General features: G+C 76.0%; 1 protein-coding gene. It reads left to right on the top strand.

The window, feature by feature from the left end:
• Positions 1–1,212: 1,212 nt before the first annotated feature.
• Entirely contained in the window at positions 1,213–17,376 is a 16,164-nt protein-coding gene (locus tag AB0M28_RS31430) for a type I polyketide synthase (protein WP_365412553.1), read from the top strand.
• The last annotated feature ends 52 nt before the right edge of the window (positions 17,377–17,428 follow it).

A 17,428-nucleotide genomic window follows, 5' to 3' on the forward strand; every position in this document is an offset into this window, starting at 1 on the left:
GCTTTCGAGGGCTTCGCCCCTCCCGGGCCCCGGGTGGTGCGGTTGGGGACTCGGGGGGCTTCGCCCCTGGTCCCCTGGTGGGGTTGCTGGGTTGGTGCGGTGGGCTTTCGAGGGCTTCGCCCCTCCCGGGCCCCGGGTGGTGCGGTTGGGGACTCGGGGGGCTTCGCCCCCTGGACCCTTGGTGGGGTTGCTGGGTTGCTGAGTTGCTGGGTTGGTGCGGTGGGCTTTGGGGGGCTTCGCCCCCGGGGCCCCCGGGTGGTGTGGTTGGGGACTCGCCCCCGGGTCCTTGGTGGGGGTTGCTGGGTTGGCGCGGTGGGCTTTCGGGGGCTTCGCCCCCGGGCCCCCGTGTGGTGCGGTTGGGGCTTGTCGGGGCTGGCCCCCGGCCTCCTGGTGGGGGTGGCTGGGTCGTGTGGTTGGGGGGTTGTGGGCGTTGCTCCCGGCCACTCGGGAGAGGGGCCGTGGTGCGGTTCGTGCGGATCCGTGTCGGCCTGGATGCCCGGGGAGTCCGGGGGCTTCGCCCTGGGTTCCCTTGAGGTTCGGGGCTTCGCCCCGCGCCCCTGGTGGGGATCCGTGTGGGTCCTGGTGCCCAGGGAGTCCGGGGGCTTGGCCCCGGATTTCCGTGGGCGGGGTTGACGGGTTGGTGCGGTTCGGGGCGGTCGGGGGCTGCGCCCCCGGGCCCTCGTTGGCGGCTGGGTTGGTGGGGTTGGGGGGTGGTGTGGCTTTGCCCCCCGGGGCCTCGGGAGAGGCTTTGGGCGGTGCGGGTCGTGCGGAGCCGTGCCGGTCCGGGGTCCCGGAGGGGCGGAGCGGCACGGTCCGTGCGGGCGTGGGGTCCAGGTCGGGTGGGCGCGGTTCTTGTGGATGCGTGCCGGCCCGGGCCCCCTCCGGGCGGGTCCCTGGATCGGCCGGGTCCCGCCCGAGGTGCCCCGCCATGAAACGGCGCTGGCCCGCCCGGGGATAACCCGGTCACCCCCCTGAACCTCCCGGGCCGCCGCGGCGTACCCGGCGCACGCTGGGAATCCGCAGGTGCCCGGGCCGGCCGGGCCCCGCCCGGGGGTGCGCCGCGTGCGCGCCCCGGGGGCGCAACACCCGGGTGGATAGGGGTGCCGATCAGCGATCCGGCGGTTCTAGCGTGCGATCACCTCGTGCCCGAGCGTGGGCGGCAGGCCGTCCGCCCGCCCCGCGCGCAGCGATCACCGAGCTTGGAGTGTGCAGATGTCCGCGGGCTTCGTTCCTGACAGCGACCACCAGCCCGGTACGCAGGACCGGCCCGGGGAGCCGATCGTCACCCGGCTGGCCGGTCTGCCGGGCGCGGAGCAGCAACGCCTGCTGCTCGACCTGGTGTGCGGCGAGACCCTCGCCGTACTGCGCGCCACGACCCGGCCCGAGGCCGAGACGCTGACGGAGACGACGCGCCCGTTCAAGGAGCTCGGGCTGGACTCCGTCGGACTGGTGGAGCTGCACACCCGGATCAACGCCGCCGGCGGGCTGCGGCTGCCGGTGACGGCCGCGTTCGACCACCCCACCCCCGAGCTGCTCGCCGCGCACATCCGCGCCGAGCTGGCGGGCGACGACCCGGCGGCCGAGACGCCGCTCCTCGCCCGTAACACCGACGACGACGAGCCGATCGCCGTCGTGGCCGTCGGCGGGCGCTTCCCCGGCGGGCTGCACGGGCCGGAGGAGCTGTGGGACCTGGTCGCCGAGGGGCGTACCGCCGTCGGGCCGTTCCCCGAGGAGCGCGGCTGGGACCTGGACACCCTCTTCGCCGACGATCCGGACACCCCGGGTACGACGTACGCCCGGCTCGGCGGATTCCTGCGGGAGGCCGCCGAGTTCGACGCCGAGTTCTTCGGCATCGGCCCGCGCGAGGCCCTCGCCATGGAGCCCCAGCAGCGGCTGCTGCTGCTCACCGCGTGGGAGGTGCTGGAGCGCGCCGGGATCGACCCGCTGTCGCTGCGCGGCAGCCGCACCGGCGTGTTCGTCGGCGCCGGGCCCACCGAGTACGGGCCGCGGGTGCAGGACGCGCCCGAGCAGCTCACCGGCTATCTCGTCACCGGCGGCGCGCTGAGCGTGGCCTCGGGGCGCGTCGCCTACACGCTGGGCCTGGAGGGCCCGGCCCTCACCGTCGACACCGCGTGCTCCTCCTCCCTCGTGGCACTGCACCTGGCCGTACAGGCGCTGCGTCGCGGCGAGTGCACCCTGGCGCTGGCCGGCGGGGTCACCGTGCTGTCCACGCCGGGGCTGTTCACGGAGTTCAGCCGGCAGCGCGGGCTGGCGCCCGACGGGCAGATCAAGGCGTTCGCCGCCGCCGCGGACGGCACCGCCTTCGGCGAGGGCGCCGGACTGGTGCTGGTGGAGCGGCTGTCGGACGCGCGCGCCAACGGGCACCCGGTGCTCGCCGTGGTGCGCGGCTCGGCCATCAACCAGGACGGCGCGTCCAACGGCCTGACCGCGCCGAGCGGCACCGCCCAGCAGCGGGTCATCCGGGCGGCGCTCGCGGACGCGGGCCTGGCGCCCGAGGACGTCGACGCGGTGGAGGCCCACGGCACCGGCACCACGCTGGGCGACCCGATCGAGGCGCACGCGCTCATCGCCACGTACGGGCGGAGCCGGTCCGAGGACCGGCCGCTGTGGCTGGGCTCGGTGAAGTCCAACCTGGGGCACACCCAGGCCGCCGCGGGCGTGGCCGGGCTGATGAAGCTCGTGATGGCGCTGCGGCACGGCGAACTGCCGCGCACGCTGCACGTGGACGAGCCGACGCCGAACGTCGACTGGTCGGCGGGCACCGTACGGCTGCTCACCGAGCCGGTGCCGTGGCCGGCGGAGGAGGGCAGGCCGCGGCGCGCGGGGCTGTCCGGCTTCGGGATCAGCGGCACCAACGCGCACGTGATCATCGAGGAGCCGCCGGCGGCCGAGGCGGTCCCGGACTCCGCCGACACGGCGATTCCCCAGGACGACCGGAGCCCCCTCCTCATCCCCGTCTCCGGCCGCTCCCCGGCCGGTCTGAAGGCGCAGGCCGCCCGCCTCGCCGACTTCACCGACGCCGCGCACGCCACCCCGCTGTCCGACCTCGGCCACTCCCTGGGCACCACGCGTGCCGCCCTGGAGCACCGCGCCGTCCTCCTCGCCCGCGACCACGACGAGCTGCGCACCGCCCTGCTCACCGTGGCCCAGGGAGCCGAGTCGCCGCTGGTACGCACCGGCGTCACCCCCGCCGGCCGGCACGCCTGGCTGTTCACCGGCCAGGGCAGCCAGCGCCTGGCCATGGGCCGCGAACTGTACGAGCGCCGACCGGTGTTCGCCGACGCCCTCGCCGACGCCATCGCGTACGCCGATCTGCAGCTCGACGACTCCCTATGGGACGTGCTGTTCGCCGAGGAGGGCTCGCCCCGGGCGGCGCTGCTCGACGAGACCCGCTACGCCCAGCCCGCGCTCTTCGCGGTCGAGGTCGCCCTCTTCCGCCTGCTGGAGTCCTGGGGTCTGACGCCCGACTTCGTCGCCGGCCACTCCATCGGCGAGATCGCCGCCGCCCACGTGGCCGGCGTGCTCGGCCTCGAGGACGCCGTGACGCTGGTCACCGCGCGGGGGCGGCTGATGCAGGAGCTGCCGCCGGACGGCGCGATGATCGCCGTACAGGCGACCGAGGACGAGGTGCGTCCCCTGCTGGGCCCGGAGCTGGGCTTCGCGGCCGTCAACGGCCCCACGTCCGTGGTGGTCTCCGGCGCCGAGGAGGCCGCGCTGGAGCTGGCCGCGGTGTTCGCCGCGCGCGGGCGCAAGACCAAGCGGCTGCGCGTCAGCCACGCGTTCCATTCGCCGCTGATGGAGCCGATGACGGACGAGTTCCGCCGGATCGCCTCGATCATGGACTATCGGTCGCCGCGTATCCCGGTGGTCTCCACCCTCACCGGACGGCTGGCGACCGCCGCCGAACTCGCCGACCCCGAGCACTGGGTGCGCCATGTGCGCGAGCCGGTCCGGTTCGCGGACGGCGTCGACTGGCTGGCGCGGGCCGGTGGCGCCCGTACCTTCCTGGAGCTGGGGCCCGCGGCCGTCCTCACCGCGATGGCCCAGGAGTGCGTGCCCGAAGCGGCCGCCGCCGACTGCCGGTTCGCGGCCGTCATGCGCGCGGGGGAGGCCGAGGAGCTCGAGGCGCTGCGCGCCGCCGCGCTCGCGCACGCCCGCGGCGCCGACGTCGACTGGGACGCGCTGTACGAGGGCACCGCCCCGCGCCGCGTCGCCCTGCCCACGTACGCCTTCCGCACCCGCCGCTACTGGCTGGAGCCGGGCCCCGGCACCGGCGGCGCGGCGGAGCTGGGCCAGCGGCCCGCCGCACACCCGCTGCTCGGCTCCGCGCTGGCCGTGGCGGGATCGGACAGCACCGTGCTGACGGGGCGGCTGTCGCTGCGTACGCACCCGTGGCTGGCGGACCACGCCATCGGCGGCACCGTGCTGCTGCCCGGTACGGCCCTGGTCGAACTCGCCGTCCGCGGCGGCGAGGAGGTGGGCTGCGCGCAGCTGGAGGAGCTGACCCTGCAGGCCCCGCTGGTGCTGCCCGCGACGGGCTCGGTGGCGGTGCAGGTCGTGGTCGGGGCGCCCGACGCCGACGGGCGGCGGAGCGTGCACTGCCACTCCCGGCCCTCCGGCGCGGACGACGACGAGCAGTGGACCCGGCACGCCGACGGCGCCCTCGTGCCCGGCCCGGCGGTCCCGGCGCAGGCGCACCAGGAGCTGGCCGGCCAGTGGCCCCCGCCCGGTGCCGAAGCCGTCGACGTCGCCGGCCAGTACGAGCAGATGGCCGAGCAGGGCTACGGCTACGGGCCCGCCTTCCAGGGCGTACGCGCCGTGTGGCGCCGCGACGGCGTGGTCTACGCCGAGGTGGCCCTGCCCGAGCAGGCCCGGGCCGACGCCGCCCGCTTCGGGCTGCACCCGGCGCTGCTCGACGCCGCGCTGCACCCCGCCGACCACGCGCTCGGCGACCGCGAGGGCACCTGGATCCCCTTCTCCTGGGGCGGCGTGACCCTGCACGCGGGCGGCGCCGCCCAGGTACGCGTACGGATCGCGGCGAGCGGCACCGACTCGCTGACCGTCGCGCTCGCCGACCCCGCCGGGACGCCGGTGGCCACCGTCGACTCGCTGCTGCTGCGGGCCGTGTCCGGCGAGCAGTTGTCGGCCGGCGGCTCCGATCCGCTGCTGGCCGTCCAATGGCAGTCGGCGGCCCTGCCGCAGGTGCCCGATCCGGCGCCGTCCGCGCGGGCGGCCGACGGCGGGCTGCTCGACCTCGCCGAACTCACCGACCTCACGGCGATGGCGGGGCTGGCCGGGGCCGACGAGTTCCCCGTGCCGGACATCGTCCTCTACCGCGTTCCGGCCACCCCGGAAGGCGACGTCCCCGCGGCCGTACGGGCCGTCGCCGCCGACGCGCTGGCGGCGGTACGCCAGTGGCTGGCCGACGAGCGGTGCGCCGCGTCGCGCCTGGTCGTCCTCACCCGCAACGGCGTCCCCGCCCCCGGCACGGACGTCGACCTCGGGCAGGCGCCCGTCTGGGGCCTGGTGCGCTCCGCCGAGGCGGAGAACCCGGGCCGGTTCGTCCTCGCCGACCTCGACGGAAGCGACGCCTCCGCCATCGCGCTGGACGCCGCCCTCGTCTCCGGAGAGCCCGAGTTCGCGCTGCGCGGCGGGGAGTTCCTGCTGCCGCGCCTGGGCCCGGTCGCCGAGCCCGAAGAGCCGGGCGAACTGCCCTGGGACGCCACCGGGACGGTCCTGATCACCGGCGGCACCGGCGGGGTGGGCGCCGATCTGGCCCGCCGGCTGGCCGGGCGGCACGGCGTACGCCACCTCGTGCTGACCAGCCGACGCGGCCTCGAGGCCCCCGGGGCCCGCGAGTTGCTGGCCGAGCTGGAGGAGGCCGGGGCGTCCGCGCGGATTGCGGCCGTCGACGTCTCGGACCGGAACGCGCTCGCCTCGATGCTCGCCGGGATCCCCGCCGAACATCCGCTGACCTGCGTCGTCCACGCGGCCGGCGTGATCGACGACGGGCTCGTCGGCTCGCTCACCGCCGAACGGCTCGACACGGTGATGCTGCCGAAGGTCGACGCGGCCTGGCATCTGCACGAGCTGACCGCGGACCTGCCGCTCAAGGCGTACGTCCTGTTCTCCTCCGCCTCCACCGTGCTGGACGGCGCCGGGCAGGGCAACTACGCCGCCGCGAACCTCTTCCTCGACGCACTCGCCGCCCGCCGCGCCGCCGCCGGACAGGTCGTGCTCTCCCTCGCCTGGGGTCTGTGGGCGCAGGGCGGCGGTATGGGCGCGGCGCTGGACGAGGCCGCGCTCACCCGGATCGAGCGGCTGGGCCTGGACTCGCTGGACTTCGAGGAGAACTTCGCCCGCCTCGACCGGGCCCTCGCAGGCACCACCCCCGCCGTGGTGCCGGTCCGCGTCAACCACCGGGCCGTACGGGCCCGTACCGACGACATCCCCCTGCTGCTGCGCGCCCTGGTGCGCCGCCCGGTCCGCCGCGCCGCGGCGGCCACCTCGGCCGCCGCCTCCGCCGACACACTCGCCGACCGGCTGGCCCGGCTCGGGGAGGGCGAGGCGCTGGAGACGGTGCTGGGGATCATCCGCGCCGAGGCCGCGGCCGTCCTCGGCTACGACGACCCCGAGGAGATCACCGCCACCAGGGCGTTCACCGAGGCGGGCTTCGACTCCCTGGCCGCGGTGGAGCTGCGCAACCGGCTCGCCACCGCCACCGGTCTGCGGCTGAGCGCCACCCTCACCTTCGACTACCCCAACGCCGCCGCCCTGGCGGAACACCTGACCGGCCGGCTGCGCGGCAACGCCCCCGCCCCCGCGCAGCCGGCTCTCCCGTCCCCGGCCGCGCCGGACGCCGACCGCGACCCGATCGTCATCGTCGGGATGGCCTGCCGCTACCCGGGCGGCGTGACCTCCCCCGAGGAGCTGTGGCGGCTGGTCGCGGAGGGCACCGACGCCATCGGCCAGTTCCCCACCGACCGGGGCTGGCCCGACGACCTGTACGACCCGGAGATCGGCAAGCCCGGCAAGACGTACTCCACCGAGGGCGGATTCCTCTACGACGCCGCCGGGTTCGACCCCGCGTTCTTCGGCATCGGCCCGCGTGAGGCGCATGCCATGGACCCGCAGCAGCGGCTGCTGCTCGAGGCGTCCTGGGAGGTCTTCGAGCGGGCCGGGATCGACCCCTCGTCCGTACGGGGCAGCCGCACCGGCGTGTTCGCGGGCGTCATGTACCACGACTGGGGCCTGCGCCTCGGCCCGCTGCCCGAGGACGTCGCCGCGTACCACGGCAACGGCAGCCTGGCCAGCGTGGTCTCCGGCCGCGTCTCGTACTCCCTGGGCCTGGAGGGCCCGGCGCTGAGCGTCGACACCGCGTGCTCGTCGTCGCTGGTCGCCGTGCACCTGGCGGCGCAGGCGCTGCGCCGCGGCGAGTGCACGCTCGCGCTGGCCGGCGGTGTGACGGTGATGTCCACACCGGACACCTTCACGGACATGGCCCGCCAGCGCGGCCTGTCCTCGGACGGCCGCTGCCGCTCGTACGGAACGGGCGCCGACGGCACCGGCTGGGGCGAGGGCGTGGGCGTCCTGCTGCTGGAGCGCCTCTCGGACGCCACCGCCAACGGCCACCGGGTGCTGGCCGTCGTCAAGGGCTCGGCCGTCAACCAGGACGGCGCGTCCAACGGCCTCACCGCCCCCAACGGCCCCTCCCAGCAGCGGGTGATCCGCGCCGCGCTCGCGGACGCCGGCATCACCGCCGCCGACGTCGCGGTCGTCGAGGGCCACGGCACCGGCACCGCGCTGGGCGACCCGATCGAGGCGCAGGCGCTGCTGGACACCTATGGCCAGGAGCGCGGCGCGGACGGCGAACCGCTGTGGCTCGGGTCGATCAAGTCGAACCTGGGGCACACCCAGGCCGCCGCCGGGACCGCCGGGATCATCAAGATGGTCATGGCCATCCGGCACGGCCTGATGCCCCGCACCCTGCACTCCGACACGCCGTCCGACCAGGTGGACTGGGACGCCGGCGAGGTCCGCCTCCTGGCCGAGGAGCGTCCGTGGCCGGCGGAGAAGGACCGGCCGCGGCGGGCGGGTGTGTCGTCCTTCGGGATCAGCGGCACCAACGCCCACGTCATCATCGAGCAGCCGCCCGGCGCACCCGAGCCGGTCGCGCCCGCGGACCCGGCGCTCGTACCGCTGCTGGTCTCCGGCGACACCCCCGACGCCCTGCGCGCGCAGGCCGACCGGCTCGCCGCCCACGTACGGGACCTGCCGCCCGGCCGCCTGGGCGAGACGGCCCGCGCGCTGGCCACCACCCGCGCCGCCCTGGAACACCGCGCCGTCGCCGTCGGCTCGGACCCGGCCGCACTGGCCGCCGAACTGGAGCGGCTGACCGCCACCGAGGCGGTCGGCGGCAAGACGGCGTTCCTGTTCACCGGGCAGGGCGCCCAGCGGCTCGGCATGGGCCGCGAACTGTACGAGGCCGTCCCGGCCTTCGCCGCCGCGCTCGACGAGGTCTGCGCGGCCCTGGACACGCACCTGGAACGAGGGTTGCGTGAGGTGATATGGGGAGAGGATGCCGGGGCGCTGGACGCCACCGGCTACGCGCAGCCGGCGCTGTTCGCCGTGGAGACGGCGCTGTTCCGGACGCTCGAAGCCTGGGGTCTGCGCCCCGACATCCTCGTCGGGCACTCGATCGGTGAGCTCGCCGCCGCCCACGCGGCCGGGGTGCTGACCCTGGAGGACGCGGCACGTCTGGTCGCGGCCCGCGGCCGGCTGATGCAGGCGCTGCCACCCGGCGGCGCGATGGTCGCGGTGCAGGCGAGGGAGGACGAGGTACGGCCCCTGCTGACGGACGCCGTGTCGCTGGCGGCCGTCAACAGCCCCACCTCCGTGGTCGTCTCCGGCGACGAGGCCGAAGCACTGGCGATCGGCGAGCACTTCAAGGCCCAGGGCCGCAAGGCGACACGGCTCGCGGTGTCGCACGCCTTCCACTCGCCGCTGATGGAGCCCATGCTCTCGGAGTTCACCGTCGTGGCGGAGCAGGCGGTCTATTCGAAGCCCCGCATCGCCGGCTTCTCCACCGTCACCGGCGGTAGCGCCGCCGAATGGGCCACCCCCGCCTACTGGGTACGCCAGATCCGCGAACCCGTCCGCTTCGCCGACGCGGTGACCCGCGCCGAGGCCGCGGGCGCCGTCACCTTCGTCGAGGTCGGCCCGGACGCCGTGCTCACCGCGCTGGGCGCGGCCGTCGCGGAGAACGACAACGCCGCCTTCGTCGCCCTGCAGCGGCGCGACCGTTCCGAACACGCCGAGCTGCTGGGCGGGCTGGGCGCCGCGTGGGCGCACGGCGCGGCCGTCGCCTGGCCGTCCGTACTCGGCGGCGTGGGCAGCGCGCACGCGGACCTGCCGACGTACGCCTTCCAGCACAAGCGCTACTGGCTCGACGTGCCGCCCGGCACCGGCGACGTCGCCTCCGCCGGGCTCGACCCGGTCGCCCACCCGATGCTCACCGCCGCCGCCGAATCGCCGGCCGACGGCACCGTCATGCTCACCGGCCGGGTCTCCACCGCCGGACAGCCCTGGACGGCCGACCACGGCGTGCACGGCAGCCTGCTGCTGCCGGGCACCGGTCTGGTCGAACTCGCCCTGCGGCTCGGCGACCAGGTCGGCTGCACCCTGCTGGAGGAACTCACCCTGCAGGCACCGCTGATCCTGCCCCCCGGCCGCGGCGTCGCCCTGCGCGCCGTCGCCGGGGCGGCCGACAACTCCGGCCGGCGCACCGTCCATCTGCACTCGCGCCGCGACGACATCCCCGGTCAGCCGTGGACGCTGCACGCCACCGGCTTCCTCGCCCCCGGCACCGCCGCGCTCGACGGCGCGGACCTGGCCGCCTGGCCGCCGCCGGGCGCGGAACCCGTCGAGGTGGAGGGCGCGTACGAGCGGCTCGCCGAGCGCGGCTACGGCTACGGCCCCGCGTTCCAGGGCCTGAAGGCCGCCTGGCGGCGCGGCGACGAACTGTTCGCCGAGGTCGCCCTGCCCGACGGCGTACGTGCGGAGGCGGCGAGCTACGGGCTGCACCCGGCGCTGCTCGACACGGCGATGCACGTGGACGTGCTCGTCGACCACGGCGAGGGCGGCTCCGAGGCGCTGCTCCCGTTCGCCTGGAACGGCGTCACGCTGCACGCCTCCGGCGCCGGCGCACTGCGCGTGTACGTACGGCGCATCCGCGGCGCCGAGGAGTCGGCGATGGTCGTGGCGGACGAGACCGGGCAGCCGGTGATGACCGTGACCTCGCTGGTGTGCCGCGCCGTCGCGGCCGACCAGCTGCAGTCCGCTGCCGGCACCCCGGTGCCGGACCTGCGCCGCGTCGAGTGGCGGCCCGTGCCGCGGCCGGCGGCGCAGGCACTGTCGTACGAGGTGCTGGACGAGCGGGGTCTGGCGGGGCTGCCCGACATCCCGCAGGTCGTGATCGCGCCGGTCGGCAGACCGCCGGGGGAGATCCCGGCGGCGGTACGGGCCGCCGCCTCGGGGGTGCTGGCGCTCGTCCAGGAGTGGCTGGCCGACCCCCGTACCGGCGAGGCCACGCTCGTGGTCGTCACCGGTGACGGTCTCGCGCAGGCGCCCGTGTGGGGGCTGGTGCGGGCCGCGCAGGCGGAGCAGCCGGGGCGGATCGTGCTGCTGGAGGCCGGCGAAGGCTTCGACCCAGACGATGCAGCGGCGGCCACCCTCCTGGGTGAGCCCGAACTGGCGCTGCGCGATGGCGCCTTCACCACCCCGCGCCTCGTCCCCGCGCTGGTGCCCGACACCCCGGCGCCCTGGAGCCCGGACGGCACGGTCCTGGTCACCGGCGGCACCGGCGGGCTCGGCGCCCGCGTCGCCCGGCATCTGGCGACCGAGCACGGCGTACGCCGGCTGCTGCTCACCAGCCGGCGCGGACCCGACGCCCCCGGAGCCGCCGAACTCCGCGGCGAACTGGAGCAGGTGGGCGCCCTGGTGGACATCGCGGCCGTCGACGTCGGCGACCGGCAGGCCCTGGCCGCGCTGATCGACGGCATCCCGGACGACCACCCGCTCACCGGCGTGGTGCACGCCGCCGGCGTCGTGGACCCCGGGCTGATCGGCGACCTCACCCCCGGGAGCCTGGACATCGTGCTGCGGGCCAAGGCCGACGCCGCCTGGTATCTGCACGAGCTGACGCGCGGCCTCGACCTCACGGCGTTCGTGCTGTACTCCTCCGCGGGCGGCCTCGTGCTGCCCGCAGGGCAGGGCAACTACGCCGCCGCCAACGTCTTCCTGGACGCCCTCGCCGCCCACCGCCGTGCGGACGGACTGCCCGCGACGTCCCTCGCCTTCGGACTGTGGGCGGTCAACACCGGCCTCGGCGGCGACCTCACCGACGCCGATCTGGAGAAGGCCGACCGGCAGGGGCTGCCCGCGCTGCCCGCGGAACGCGGACTGGAGCTGTTCGACGCCGCCCTGCAGACGGAGGAGCCGCTCCTCGTCCCGCTGCCGGTGAACGAGACGGCCCTGGCCGCCCGCGGCGACTCCGTGCCGCCGCTGCTGCGCGGCACCGTCCGCCCGACGGCCGTCCGGCGCACCGCGGCGTCCGGCGCCGGCGGCGAGGGGCTGGCCGGACGGCTCGCCCGGCTCACCGCCGGGGAGCGGGCCCGCACCCTGCTCGACCTGGTCGCCGAGCAGGTCGCCACGGTCCTCGGACACGAGTCCGCGGCGGCCGTCGGACCCGACCGGGCCTTCAAGGAGCTGGGCTTCGACTCGCTGGCCGCCGTCGAACTGCGCAACGGCCTCAACACCGCGACCGGTCTGCGGCTGCCCGCCACCCTCGTGTTCGACTACCCGTCGGCGCGCGCGGTCGCCGAGTACCTCGACGGCGAGTTCGGCGGCGGCACCGAGACGGCTGCACAGCCCGAACCGATCGCCGTTGCGGCCGCCACCGACGACCCCGTCGCCATCGTCGGCATCAGCTGCCGGTTCCCCGGCGGCGTACGCACGGCGGAGGAGCTGTGGCAGCTGGTCGCCGAGGGCCGCGACGCGGTCGGGGACTTCCCCGCCGACCGGGGCTGGGCCGGCGACGAGATCTACGACCCCGAACCCGGCGTACACGGGAAGACGTACTCCCGCAGGGGCGGATTCCTCTACGACGCGGCCGAGTTCGACCCGGCGTTCTTCGGTATCAGCCCGCGCGAGGCGCAGGCCATGGACCCGCAGCAGCGGCTGCTGCTGCAGGCCGCCTGGGAGGTCTTCGAGCGGGCCGGCATCGACCCGTCGAGCATGCGCGGCAGCCAGACCGGGGTCTACGCCGGTGTGATGTACCACGACTACGGCACCTGGCTGCACGACCTCCCTGAGGACGTCGCCGGCTACATCGGCAACGGCACCGCCGCCTCCATCCTCACCGGCCGCGTCGCCTACACCCTGGGCCTGGAGGGCCCGGCGGTGAGCGTCGACACGGCGTGCTCGTCGTCGCTGGTGGCGCTGCACATGGCCGTCCAGGCGCTGCGCGCCGGCGAGGTCGGCATGGCGCTGGCCGGGGGGGTCACGGTGATGTCGACACCGGAGATCTTCGTCGAGTTCAGCCAGCAGCGCGGGCTGTCCGCCGACGGTACGTGCAAGGCGTTCGCGGGCGCCGCCGACGGTACGGGCTGGGCCGAGGGCCTGGGCCTGCTGCTGCTGGAACGGCTCTCCGACGCCGAGCGCAACGGGCACGAGGTGCTGGCCGTCATCCGCGGCTCCGCCATCAACCAGGACGGCGCGTCCAACGGCCTCACCGCGCCCAACGGCCCCTCACAGCAGCGCGTCATCCAGCGCGCGCTGGCGAGCGGCGGACTGACGACCGCCGACGTCGACCTCATCGAGGGCCACGGCACCGGCACCCGGCTCGGCGACCCCATCGAGGCGCAGGCGCTGCTGGCCACGTACGGGCAGAACCGCCCGGCCGACGACCCGGTCTGGCTCGGCTCCATCAAGTCGAACTTCGGGCACGCCCAGGCCGCCGCCGGTGTGAGCGGCGTCATCAAGTCGGTCATGGCCATCCGCCACGGGGTCATGCCGCCGACCCTGCACGTGGACGAGCCCTCACCCGAGGTGGACTGGGAGGCGGGCAACGTGAGGCTCCTGACGGACGCGCGCTCCTGGCCCGTACGCGACCGGCCGCGCCGCGCGGCGGTCTCGTCGTTCGGGCTGAGCGGCACCAACGCGCACATCGTCATCGAGCAGGCGCCCGCCCGCGAGCCCGCGGAGAGCGGCGCCGTGGACGGTCCGGTGCCGCCGGTCGTGGCGCTGCCGCTGTCCGGTGCCACGCCGGAGGCGGTGGCCCGCCTGGCCGGTGAGCTGGCGACGGACAGCGGTACGCGGCTCGCCGACGTCGGGTACTCGCTGGCCGCCACCCGGGCGGCTCTGGAGTCCCGTGCCGTCGTCACGGTGGGGGCCGACGACCGGGAGGGCGCGCTGGCCGCCCTCGCCGCACTGGCTGCCGGTGACGCACCTCCGAACGTGGTCACAGGCCAGGTGGACACGGCCGGCCGGACAGCGGTGCTGTTCACCGGGCAGGGTGCGCAGCGGCTGGGGATGGGGCGGGAGCTGTCCGCCGCCTTCCCGGTCTTCGCGGCCGCCTTCGACGCGGTGTGCGTGGCGCTGGACGCCCATCTGGACCGGCCGTTGCGGGATGTGGTGTGGGGTGAGGACGCCGCCGTACTGGAGGGCACCGGATACACCCAGCCCGCGCTGTTCGCCTTCGAGGTGGCGCTGTGGCGGCTCGTGGAGTCGTGGGGCGTACGGGCGGACGTCGTGGCCGGTCACTCCATCGGCGAGTTGGCCGCGGCGCACGTGGCCGGCGTCATACCGCTGGAGGACGCGGCGCGTCTGGTCGCGGCTCGGGGGCGGCTGATGCAGGCCCTGCCTCCGGGCGGGGCGATGGTCGCCGTACAAGCAAGCGAGGACGAGGTACGCCCCCTGCTCACCCGCGCCGTGTCCTTGGCGGCGGTCAACAGCCCCACCTCCGTGGTCGTTTCGGGCGACGAGGCAGGGGCGCTGGCCATCGGCGAGCACTTCAAGGCGCAGGGCCGCAAGGCGACGCGGCTGAAGGTCTCGCACGCCTTCCACTCCCCGCTGATGGAGCCGATGCTGGCCGAGTTCGCGGCCGTCGCGGAGGCGGTCGCCTTCGACGAGCCCCGTCTGACGTGCGTCTCGACCGTCACCGGGGAGACCACGAACCAGTGGACCTCGCCCGAGTACTGGGTGAACCAGGTCCGTGAGGCGGTCCGCTTCGCCGACGCCGTACAGGCCCTGAAGGCACAAGGCGTGACCCGCTTCCTGGAGCTCGGCCCCGACGGCATCCTCACCGGCCTGGTCCAGCAGATCCTCGACCCCGAGGACATCACCGTCGCGAGCGCGGCCGTCCGCAAGGACCGCCCCGAGCCCCAGGCCCTGGTGACCGCGCTCGCCGAACTGCACGTCACCGGCGCCCCCGTGGACTGGGCGGCGTACTACGACGGCACCGGCGCGCGCCGCGTCGGCCTGCCGACGTACCCCTTCGAGCGCACCCGCTACTGGCTGGAGGGCCGCGGCGCGGCCGGCGACGCCGCCGGACTCGGGCAGCAGCCCGTGGGGCACCCGTTGCTCGGCGCCGTCGTACGCTCGCCCGAGAGCGGCACGCTGACCTTCACCGGCCGGCTGGCCGTCGACACGCACCCCTGGCTCGCGGACCACGCCGTCTTCGGCCAGGTGCTGCTGCCCGGCACGGCGTACGTCGAGATGGCGCTGCGCGCCGGCGAGGAGACCGGCTGCGGGCAGCTGGAGGAGCTGACCCAGCAGGCGCCGCTGCTGCTGGCGGAGGGCGGCACCGCCGTCCATCTGGTGGTGGCCGAGGCGGACGGGAGCGGACGCCGGACCTTCGCGATCCACTCGCGTCCCTCCGACGCGGACGGCGACGACCCCTGGCTCCGCAACGCGAGTGGGACCCTGGCGCCGGAGCCGGACGAGCCCGAACTCGATCTGGAGAGCTGGCCGCCGCCCGGCGCCGAGCCGGTCGACGTCAGCGGCATGTACGAGGACCTGGCAGGGCTCGGCTACGGCTACGGGCCGGTGTTCCAGGGCCTGAAGACCGCCTGGCGGCGCGGCGGCGAGCTGTACGCCGACATCACCCTGCCGGAGCACGCACGCGCCGACGCGGGCCGGTTCGGGCTGCACCCGGCGCTGCTGGACGCCGCCCTGCACGTGGAGCGGGTCTTCGACGAGGGCGACGCCGAGGCCGACCGGACGGCGCTGCCGTTCGCCTGGGACGGCGTCACCGTGCACGCGCCCGGCGCGGCGCACCTGCGGGTGCGTCTGACCAAGCCGGGGCCCGACGCCGTGGCCCTGCGGATCACGGACGCGACCGGCGCCCCGGTGGCGACCGTGCGCAAGCTCGTGGTGCGCGAGGTGTCGGAGCAGCAGCTCGCCGCGGGCCGGGACACGGGCTCGCTGATGCGGATCGAGTGGCAGCCCGTACCCGCCGGTCGGGACGGCGGCGGGTGCGTGGCCGTGGGGACGTCCCTCGCCGGGCTGTCCGCCGTACCGGACCTCGACGCGCTGCTCGACGCCGGCGCCCTGCCGCCGACCGTGCTGCTCAGCGCGCCGGACCTGGTCGGACCCGCGGCCGAGTACGACGGGGTGCCCGAGCGGGCCCGCGCCGCCACGGCGCGGCTGCTGGGGGTGCTGGAACGGTGGCTGGCGGACGCGCGGTTCGCCGAGTCGCGGCTGGTGCTGGTCACACGCGGCGCCGTGGACACCGACGGCACGGGCGCGGACTGCGTGCAGGCCCCGCTGTGGGGCGTCATGCGGGCCGCGCAGGCGGAGAACCCGGGACGGTTCGCGGTGGCGGACGTCGACGGCTCCGCCGAGTCCGTACGGGCCCTGCCGGGCGCCGTCGCCACGGGCGAGCCGGAGCTGGCGCTGCGCGCCGGTGCCGCCTCGGCGCCCCGGTACACCGACGTCGGTCCGGCCGCCGGGGACGCGCTCACCTGGGACCCCGAGGGCACCGTGCTGATCACCGGCGGCACCGGGATGCTCGGCGCGCTGCTCGCCCGGCACCTCGTCACCGAGAACGGCGTACGGCATCTGGTCCTGACCAGCCGCCGCGGCCTGGACGCCCCCGGCGCGGCGGAGCTGCGCGACGAACTGGCCGCGCTCGGCGCCGAGGTGACGGTCGCCGCGGTCGACGTGGCGGACCGGGCCGCGCTGGCCCGGCTGATCGCCGGCATCCCCGACGCGCACAAGCTCACGGGCGTGGTGCACACCGCGGGCGTGATGGACAACGCGCCGGTGGGTTCCGTCACCGACGCGCAGGTCGACCGGGTGCTGCGGCCCAAGGCCGACGCCGCCTGGCATCTGCACGAGCTGACCGACGGCCTCGGGCTCGACGCGTTCGTGCTCTACTCCTCCGCGGGCGGCCAGGTGCTGCCCGCCGGGCAGGCCACGTACGCCGCGGCGAACGTCTTCCTGGACGCGCTGGCCGCACACCGGCGCGCCGCCGGCCAGCCGGCCACCTCCCTCGCGTGGGGGCTGTGGGCCGGAACGGCGGGCGAGGGCAAGGAACTCGACGACGTCGACCTCAAGCGGGTCGGCCGCTCCGGCGTCGCCGAACTGCTGGTCGCCGAGGGGCTCGCCCTCTTCGACGAGGCCGTACGCCGCCAGGACCCGCTGCTGGTGCCCATCCGCCTGGACCGGGCCGCGCTGCGCGCCCGCTCCCGGCAGGGTGAGGAACTCCCCGCCCTGCTCCGCGGCTTCGCCGCCGCCCCCGCCCGGCCGTCCGCCGACACCGGCGCGAAGGACGGGACCCCGGTGGCCCGGCGCAAGCTCGCCGGACTGGCGGGAGCGGACCGGGAGCGCTACCTGCTGGAGCTGGTCGGCGGCCACGCGGCCGCGGTGCTCGGCCACAGCGACCCCGGCGGCATCCCCGCCGACCGCGGCTTCACCGAGCTGGGCCTGGACTCCCTGGGCGCCATCGAACTGCGCAACCGGCTGCAGAAGGCCACCGGGCTGCGGCTGCCGGCCACGCTGATGTTCGACTACCCCAACACCGGGGCGCTCGCCGCGCATCTGCTGGAGGAGCTCGCCGAACCCGACGGGGGCGCGACCGCCCCCGCGGACCTGGACGACGCCGCCGTACAGCGCATGCTGGCGGCCATCGCACCCGCCCGGCTGCGCGAGGCAGGGCTGCTCGACGCCCTGCTGCGGCTGGCGGGGCCGGCCCCGACCACCCAGGCGGCGGAGCCCGACGAGGACCGCAGCGCCGCGATCCAGGAGATGGACGTCGACGACCTGGTGCGCCAGGCCCTGGCGTCCGGCGACTGAACGAGGGCGCAAGGTGGGCCCCCGCCCCGCGGCGGGGGCCCACCCGCAGACC

It is taken from the genome of Streptomyces sp. NPDC051940, from assembly GCF_040680895.1.
GTDB lineage: Bacteria > Actinomycetota > Actinomycetes > Streptomycetales > Streptomycetaceae > Streptomyces.